Source organism: Tabrizicola sp. (assembly GCF_051645465.1).
Classification (GTDB): domain Bacteria; phylum Pseudomonadota; class Alphaproteobacteria; order Rhodobacterales; family Rhodobacteraceae; genus Tabrizicola.
Genome location: NZ_JBOFBI010000161.1, coordinates 1 through 7,861 on the forward strand (window position 1 = coordinate 1; position 7,861 = coordinate 7,861).

The following is a 7,861-nucleotide window of genomic DNA, read 5'->3' on the forward strand; positions in this document are numbered from 1 at the left end:
GGACATGTCGGCTTATGCGCTGGAGGATTATACGGTGGTGCGGCATGTGATGGTGAAGCATGGGTAAAGTCCCTCCTCGTGCGCCTTCGGCTTCTCGTCGGGGGCGCACGAGGAGCGGCGAAGTCGAACGACGAGAAGCGTCAGAACACTTCCCCGCTGAAAGACAATTCTTGACAAAGCCTTAATCAACCAAAGTTAACATATTGATTTTAATAGGATTGATCCGTTGACCCACTGCGGGTCAACCCCCAAAACAAAACCCCGGCCACTCGGACCGGGGTTCCCGAACGGCCCTCCGAATGGCCTCAACGACGGCGGTCGTTTTCTTGCTAGTCCTCGTCGTCATCCCCCTGCGGCAGGTTGAAGAAGCTCTCCCCGTCCGAGAAATCTCCCGCCGCTTCCTTCTCCTCGCCGCCGAACACCTCAAGCCCCGTCAGCGGCTCCGACATCTTCGGCTCGACCGCCATCCGCAAGGGCTGCTCGATCGACCAATGGCGCGTTCTGGTTCAAAAGGCCCCAGAGGAAACCGTTGGTCACCGATTGGACGCCCAAAGCCGACAGCACCGCCACCAGCGAAGCCGTGCGCGTAATGACACCGGCATCCAGCGGACCAAGGCCGTGATAGGCCCAGAAGCCCACCGCGATCACGGTGGCCGCGAAGGCCATCAGCAAAAAGACCGCCCCCATCTGGCATGCCGCATCGACCGAGAGCCGCGACCGCAGCGCCTCGAAGCGGGCAGACGTAGGCAAAAGGCCGCTCCGCACGGCAAACAGTCGCGCCAAGAGGTGGAACCAGACCAGCTGGAACCCCGTCATGATGAACGTCGCGGCGAAGATCAGCGAGCCGGTATCAAGGGTGATGCTGCCCAATGACAGGGGCGCGAAGAGCAGTGGCAGGAACAAGGTTCCACCGACGCCTAGCAACACCAGCCCGGGATAAAGAAACAGGCTGAAGGGCGCGAATGTCAGCAGCAGTTTCAGATGCCGCCAGCCATCGCGCCACGACCGCAGATGCGGCGGACGCGACCGCCCGTCATGCGACAGCGTTGTCGGAACTTCGGCAACCTCCAACCCGGCAAGCGAGGCCTTGATGACCATCTCCGAAGCAAACTCCATCCCCGGCGTCGTCAGCCCCAGCCGCAGGATCGCGGCGCGCGAAAACCCGCGCAGCCCGCAATGGAAATCGCGTACCGGAGTGCGGTAAAGCAGACGACCGATAGTCGAAAGGACGGGATTGCCCAGGTAGCGGTGCAGCGGCGGCATAGCCCCCGGCGCAATTCCGCCCTTGAACCGGTTGCCCATCACCAGGTCGGCCCCCGCACGCAACCGCGCCACAAACCCATCGAGCTCCGAGAAGTCATAACTGTCGTCGCTGTCGCCCATGATGACGTAGCGGCCTTGCGCCTGCTCGATCCCTGCGATGAGCGCCGCGCCATATCCCCGCCGGGGCACCGCGATGACGCGGGCGCCCAACCCCTCGGCAATGGCCTGGCTACCGTCGGTCGACCCGTTGTCGGCAATCACGATCTCGCCTCGGATGCCGGAGGCATCAAGATACCCGCGCGCCTTTACGATGCAGGCCGCAAGCGTTTCGGCCTCGTTCAGGCAGGGCATTAGAATGGTCAGCTCGATCATCGCCGAATCCTTGTCGAAAGAATCGCGTCACTTTGCAGTCTAAGATGAGCAGAACCCCCAACTGTGCCAAAAATGGGACGCAATCTCGCTGCAATGATGACCGTGGCAGCTTTGCGACTTAGAACCGGATCAATCGCGTCATACTGATGATTGTTTGCTGCGTCATCGGTACTCGGCCTAACAGCAGGAATTCATACAATCTCTGGAAACGGCCCGATGTTGGACCAACTGAAACTGCGTCTTCCATCCAAAATCCAACCGATCTGGTGGATCTGCCTTGCCGGAATGGCGCTTGTGTTCGTCAACGCTATCCGCAGCCTGCCGCAGATCTCTCAGCTGCTGCTGGAAGCAGATGGCGACGATCTGATGCGGCTCGTTCAGGTGCGCGATTGGTTGGCGGGGCAAGGCTGGTTCGACATGCGCCAATACCGGGTACTGCCGCCCGAAGGAATTTCGATGCACTGGTCGCGGTATGTCGATGTCGGGATTGCGGCCATTCTGGTGCCCGCCTCGTGGGTTCTGCCACCGGCCCAGGCGGAACTTGCCACAGTTGTGCTTTGGCCAAGTCTCCTCGGCTGTCTGATGGTGGTTGTGATCGCCCACGGCACAAACCGCCTGCTGGGCAAAGGCGCGGCCGTGGGCGCTTTGGCCGTATTCCTCAGTTGGAGCAAGCTGGGAGGAGAGTTCGTTCCACCACGAATTGACCACCATAATGTGCAGCTTCTTTGCGCCACGGCGATCTTTTATCTGGCGCTGGTGCCGGGCCGGGCACGGACACTTGGGGCGTTGGCTGGGGCGATTACTGCGTTTTCTCTTGCCGTGGGGCTGGAGATGCTGCCTTTCCTCGCGTTGATCTGGGGCTCGATGGCGCTGCGGTACGCCTTCGGACAGCCACAGGCTGGCGATTGGTTGCTGGGCTATGGCGTGGCGATCACGCTGGCCGCGCCATTGCTTTTGGCCGGGCAGACACCAGCGGCCGATTGGTTGGTCAACCACTGTGATGTGCTGGCCCCACCAGTGTTGGTCCTGGGCGGAATTGGCGTCGTGGCAACGCTGGTGCCCGTACTCGCCGGGCGTGTTCTGACCGGTGCGGGCGGGCGACTATTGGTGATGGTGACGATCACCGCCCTTGGCCTGTGGTTGTTTTATCCGCTGCTTGGCCGCTGTGTTGCCGGCCCTTACGCCGATGTGCCGCCTGCTGTGCGCCAGATCATCGAGACTCGAGTGAACGAGGCGCTGTCCGCCCCGAGCCTGCTGCGCATAAACCCGGAACTCTTGGCCCGTATCCTGTTGCCCGCGGTGATTATCACTACTTTGGCAATGGCTGCCGCTCTTGGGTTGCGTAACCGCTTGAGCACCGTGCAGAAGACCGCGCTGATACAGGCGCTGCTTGTGGTGGTTGTGGGCTTTGCATTCGCCGTGATCCAGATTCGCGCAACCAATCTTCTGGCGCCAGCGGTACCGTTCCTCGCAGGATTCTTGATCTACGCGTTCACCTTGATTCCGCGGACGAGCCCTATTCGCGTGCCTGCGATTGTGCTGCTGGTTCTGGCCATGCCTGCGACCATAGAGCTTGGCGCCAACCAGATTGCGCCTCATCTGGCCGCCGACGCCGTGATGGGTGGACCCCCGTCGGCGACAGATGTTGCAGGACTGCCTTCAGAGTGTCGCACAACAACCGCTCTGGCGGAGATTTCCAGCCTGCCGCAATCGGTGATCTTCTCGACCTTGAATCGCAGCCCGATGATCATCGCCTATACACCGCACGCGGTGGCCTCGGCTGCGTACCACCGAAGCGCTGCGGCTTTCTGGAATGGAATCAAGGCCTTCGATACCAACGAGAGCTTGCTCGCGGCGCTTGACGCATCAAAGGCGGACTACGTGGTCCTTTGTCGCGATTCGTCCCAAGAGCGCGAGATGCCTTATGCAGGGGTACTTCTTTCGGGCAACCTTCCGGATTGGCTGACAGATGTGACCGCCGATCGCCAGCACGTAATGGTGCTCAAAGTTGACAAGGCGATATTGAAACGCCAAGCCCACAATCCATGACGCTGAGTGAATTGTACCGCAACACGCTGCTGCGCTTCCTGTTCGTCGGGGGCAGCATGTCGTTGCTCTATTCGGTGCTGACGGCCTTCTCAACCTTGCATGTGCCCTTGCCCGGCCCCTTGGTGGCGGGTCTTGTCTGGGTAATGTGCATTCCCTTGGCCTTCTGGTGCCAGCGCCGCTTTACCTTCCGGGCCGATACCCCACACAGAAACGCGCTTTGGCTGTACGCAGCTACCCAATGCCTCGGCATCACAATCGTGGCCCTCGCCAGCGCCCTTCTGGCGCGGGGATCGTTCTGGCCGGACGTGATCGTCTATCTGGGCGCATCGGCGCTTGCCGCAATGGCAAGTTATCTCATCAATCGATTGGTTATCTTCCCCACTGGCGATGTTCCTGATGGCGGCAAGTGAAACCAGTATTCTCGTAAGTGTCTGCGAGGAACCTTAACAGAGTGCTGATATCTCCTATTAATCCGTTGAATTCATTCGAACCAGCCAAGTGACCCACTGCGGGTCAACCCCAAAAAAAACAAACCCCGGCCACTTGGACCGGGGTTCGCAAATGGTTCTTGAGCGGCCTCAACGACGGCGGTCGTTTTCTTCCTCGTCCTCGTCGTCATCCCCCTGCGGCAGGTTGAAGAAGCTTTCCGCGTCGGAGAAATCTCCCGCCGCCTCCTTCTCCTCGTCGCCGAACACCTCCAGCCCCGTCAGCGGTTCCGGCATCTTCGGCTCGGGCGCCATCCCCAGCGACTGCTCGGTCGACACCAGCTTCCGCCGTTCGTCGTCCGACATCACCACGCCCTCGGCCGCCTTCTTCCGCGCCGCAGCCTGAACGGCGGCATCCAGTTCGGTCTGCCGGCACAGCCCCAAGGCCACCGGATCAATCGGCGTGATGTTCGAGATGTTCCAGTGGCTCCGCTCGCGGATCGACTGGATCGTCGGTTTCGTCGTCCCCACCAGCTTGCCGATTGCCCCGTCCGACAATTCCGGATGGAACTTCACCAGCCACAGGATCGCCGCGGGCCTGTCCTGCCGTTTCGACAGCGGGGTATAGCGCGGCCCCCGGCGCTTTTCCTCGCCCACCGCCGCCGCGTTGAACTTCAGCTTCATCCGGTAGAGCGGGTCGGCCTGCGCCCGGTCGATCTCGATCGGGTCGAGCTGGTTGTTGGCGATGGGGTCGAACCCCTTCACCCCGCCCGCCACGTCACCATCGGCAATCCCCTGCACCTCAAGCTCGTGCATGCCGCAGAAGTCGGCGATCTGGGCAAAGCTGAGGGTGGTGTTGTCCACCAGCCAGACGGCGGTGGCCTTGGCCATGAGCGGCTTCGACATCGGATCTCTCCTTTACAAATCTCTCCCGGGCCGGGAAAACGGCGGCGGGCGGGGCCCGCGAGTTCCACGTTTTCAGGGAATTCACCGTCCATATAGGGCGGGATTGAACAAAGGGGAAGCGGAAATGCGCCGGATGATGATCGCCCTTGCGGCTTTGTGCTGGGCCACTGCGGCGCAGGCCGAGGGCGAAAAGGCCGGTAATTTCGACTACTACGTCATGTCCCTGTCGTGGTCAGCCGCCTGGTGTGCGCTGGAAGGCGACGCGCGGGACGATCCGCAATGCGACGCCGGGCGCGGGCTGACCTTCGTTCTGCACGGGCTTTGGCCGCAGTATGAAGACGGCTGGCCGTCCTACTGCCGCACGGTGGAGCGCGATCCGTCCCGGGCGGAGACGGCGGCGATGGCGGATATCATGGGGGGTGCCGGGCTGGCGTTCTACCAGTGGAAGAAACATGGCCGCTGTTCGGGCCTGTCGTCGAAGGACTACTTCGCCACCGCTCGGGCCGCCCATGATGGCATCGAGATCCCCGGCCTGTTCTCTCGGGTTGACGAGACCTTGGAGGTGCCCGCGAAAGTCGTTGAGGACGCATTTCTTGAGGCGAACCCTGGTCTGATGCGGGATCAGATCACCGTGACCTGTTCGGAAGGATTGATCCAGGAGGTCCGCGTCTGCCTGACTGCAGACCTGGAACCCCGCCGCTGCGGCGAGGATGTCATCCGCGACTGCCGCCTGTCGGATGCCGTTCTGGAACCGGTAAGGTAAAAGGGGGCGGGACCGGTAAGGAAAATACTTGGAATTGCGGTAACACTGGGAAAACGTCTGCCGTTCAAAGTTCGGTTCCGGATGGCAGCTGGGGAACTGCTTACCGGCTAAAGTTTGGATCGAAACTCCGATCCCGCCTGAAAATACTATTACCCGAACCGCCGTTCAATTACGCGTGAAGAAAACGTGAATCAACCAAATGAGCGTCAGGCTATCGTCATTCGCTCATGGGTTGACCGCAAGAACGATCTTTCCGACGTGTCCTTCGTCCTCGATCCGCCAGTGGGCAGCGACGGCGGCGGCCAAAGGGAACTCGCTGTCGATCACGACGCGGAACGCCCCGCGCGCGATCATGGGCCAGACATGCGTCTGCACGGCGGATGCGATTCGGGCCTTGGCGAGATCGGACTGCGGGCGCAAGGTGGAGCCGGTGATGGTCAGTCGGCGCATCATCAGTTCGGCGAAGTTGAGGCTGACCTTCGGCCCCTGCAGGAACGCGATCTGCACAAGCCGCCCGTCGTCGGCCAGCGCCTTGATGTTCTTCTCGATGTAGCTGCCGCCGACCATGTCGAGGATGAGGTTTGCACCACCCTCGGCCTGCAGCGCGGCGGTGAAATCCTCGGTCCGGTAGTTCAACGCGGCTTCGGCGCCAAGATCGCGGCAGACGGCGCATTTCTCGGCCGTTCCGGCGGTGGCGAAGACCCGCGCACCCAAGGCGCAGGCGATCTGGATCGCCGTTGTGCCGATACCGGAGGTTCCGCCATGGACCAGGAACCGTTCGCCTGCGGTCAGACCGCCGCGCATGACAATGTTTGACCAGACGGTGAAACACGTCTCTGGCAGACAGGCGGCATCGCGCATCGACATGCCGGGCGGGATCGGCAGGGCGTGCGCCTCGTGCGTGGCGACGTATTCGGCATAGCCGCCGCCCGGCAAAAGCGCGCAGACCTTGTCACCGATCTGCCAGCGGGTGACACCCGGCCCGACCTCCACCACCGTGCCCGAGCATTCGAGGCCCGGCAGCGGAGAGGCGGAGGGCGGAGGCGCATAGGCCCCGGCGCGCTGAAGGGCGTCGGGGCGGTTCACCCCGGCATAGGCCACGCGGATGATGATCTGACCGTGCCCCGGCACCGGAACCGGCCTGGAACAAGAGCGAAGGACATCAGGCCCGCCAGGCGTCGAAATCTCGATGGCTAGCATGCTGTGCGACAGCGACATTGAACGGGCCTTTCGGACTGGGTGCCTCAGAACAGCGAACGGCCCGGAAGCTCATCCGGAAGCTTTGGCGCACGAACCGTTTCCAGAATCTTTAGCGGCCCGGCGAAAAGCGCCTTTCCCAGAGGATTCTCTTTCAAACCGGCCTTCAGTTTCTCGAACTGCATCACCTGGTCGATGCGCCGGTCAAGAAACTCCCACGTCGCCTGCTGCCCTGTCGATTCATCGCCGAGCCAGTAGAGAACGGTCGATCCGTAGACCGCCGAGAGGGTGGCACGCTTGGTGTACCAGTTGAAATCGGTCGAAGTGTCGCCAAGCGCCGTCCAGATCCGGTCGACCGTCGTCCAGATCGCCCGCGCGCCGTCGGGGGCGTGGACGGGCAGCGAAAACAATGTGGTGCCGCGCCGCACCAGCTCTCGGTCGGCCAATTCCAGACGCATTCGGACCGCCGTTGCGATGCGGTCACGGTAGCGCAGGGCGGAAAGGTCGGTCGCCGCCAGCCGCGCTGCCATCTCGGCGTCGCCCCGGGCGTGATAGGCCAGGGCCAGGTCAACCCCGCCTCTGGGGAACAGCGCGCGCGCCAATCCGTAGGCCATGCCCGAATCGGCCACGGCGGCGCGGAGGGTGGTTTCCGACCAGCCATCGAACGGCACATGCGCCAGAGCCGCATCAAGAATCCGGGATTTCGTGTCATCGTCCGTCATCGCAGCCTCCGTTCGGTCATCAGGTAGACAAGCCCGGCCCCGTTTGCTATAGGCCGCGGGCCTGCACAAGTCAGTGCAACTTTAACCTAGGAAGGTGGTGACAACCACATGCAGGTCAGCGTCCGCGACAATAACGTCGAACAGGCTCTCCGTGCCCTGAAGAA

General features: G+C 62.1%; 7 protein-coding genes. 3 read left to right on the forward strand and 4 right to left on the reverse strand.

Annotation, left to right across the window (positions count from 1 at the left end; genetic code table 11):
* Positions 1 to 423: 423 nt before the first annotated feature.
* The gene (locus ACRCSW_RS10175) at positions 424 to 1,635 is read right to left on the reverse strand and encodes a glycosyltransferase family 2 protein (RefSeq protein ID WP_438704768.1); all 1,212 of its coding nucleotides are present in this window, start codon (positions 1,633 to 1,635) and stop codon (positions 424 to 426) included.
* 216 nt (positions 1,636 to 1,851) lie between these two features.
* Between ACRCSW_RS10175 and ACRCSW_RS10180 the strand changes: the two genes are divergently transcribed.
* Together ACRCSW_RS10180 and ACRCSW_RS10185 are read left to right on the forward strand one after the other, a co-directional pair.
* Positions 1,852 to 3,684 (forward strand): hypothetical protein, encoded by a 1,833-nt coding sequence (locus ACRCSW_RS10180; protein ID WP_438704770.1) that lies wholly within the window; start codon positions 1,852 to 1,854, stop codon positions 3,682 to 3,684.
* The gene (locus ACRCSW_RS10185) at positions 3,681 to 4,094 is read left to right on the forward strand and encodes a GtrA family protein (RefSeq protein ID WP_438704772.1); all 414 of its coding nucleotides are present in this window, start codon (positions 3,681 to 3,683) and stop codon (positions 4,092 to 4,094) included. The genes ACRCSW_RS10180 and ACRCSW_RS10185 overlap by 4 nt, the downstream gene beginning before the upstream one ends.
* A 168-nt stretch (positions 4,095 to 4,262) precedes the next feature.
* Here ACRCSW_RS10185 and ACRCSW_RS10190 read toward each other — a convergent pair whose 3' ends face one another.
* Positions 4,263 to 5,015, reverse strand: coding sequence for a DUF1013 domain-containing protein (locus ACRCSW_RS10190; protein WP_438704773.1), 753 nt, complete (start codon positions 5,013 to 5,015; stop codon positions 4,263 to 4,265).
* 124 nt (positions 5,016 to 5,139) lie between these two features.
* On the opposite strand from ACRCSW_RS10190, the gene ACRCSW_RS10195 reads away from it, so the two are divergent.
* Positions 5,140 to 5,778, forward strand: a complete 639-nt coding sequence (locus ACRCSW_RS10195) for a ribonuclease T2 family protein (protein WP_438704775.1) — start codon at positions 5,140 to 5,142, stop codon at positions 5,776 to 5,778.
* A gap of 225 nt (positions 5,779 to 6,003) precedes the next feature.
* Here the strand turns inward: ACRCSW_RS10195 and ACRCSW_RS10200 are convergent, their stop codons facing one another.
* Positions 6,004 to 6,996 carry an NAD(P)H-quinone oxidoreductase gene (locus tag ACRCSW_RS10200; protein ID WP_438704777.1) on the reverse strand — a complete coding sequence of 331 codons (993 nt, stop codon included), beginning with the start codon at positions 6,994 to 6,996 and terminating at the stop codon, positions 6,004 to 6,006.
* Positions 6,997 to 7,022: 26 nt separating this feature from the next.
* Entirely contained in the window at positions 7,023 to 7,697 is a 675-nt protein-coding gene (locus ACRCSW_RS10205; protein ID WP_438704779.1) for a COQ9 family protein, read from the reverse strand.
* Positions 7,698 to 7,861: the final 164 nt, after the last annotated feature.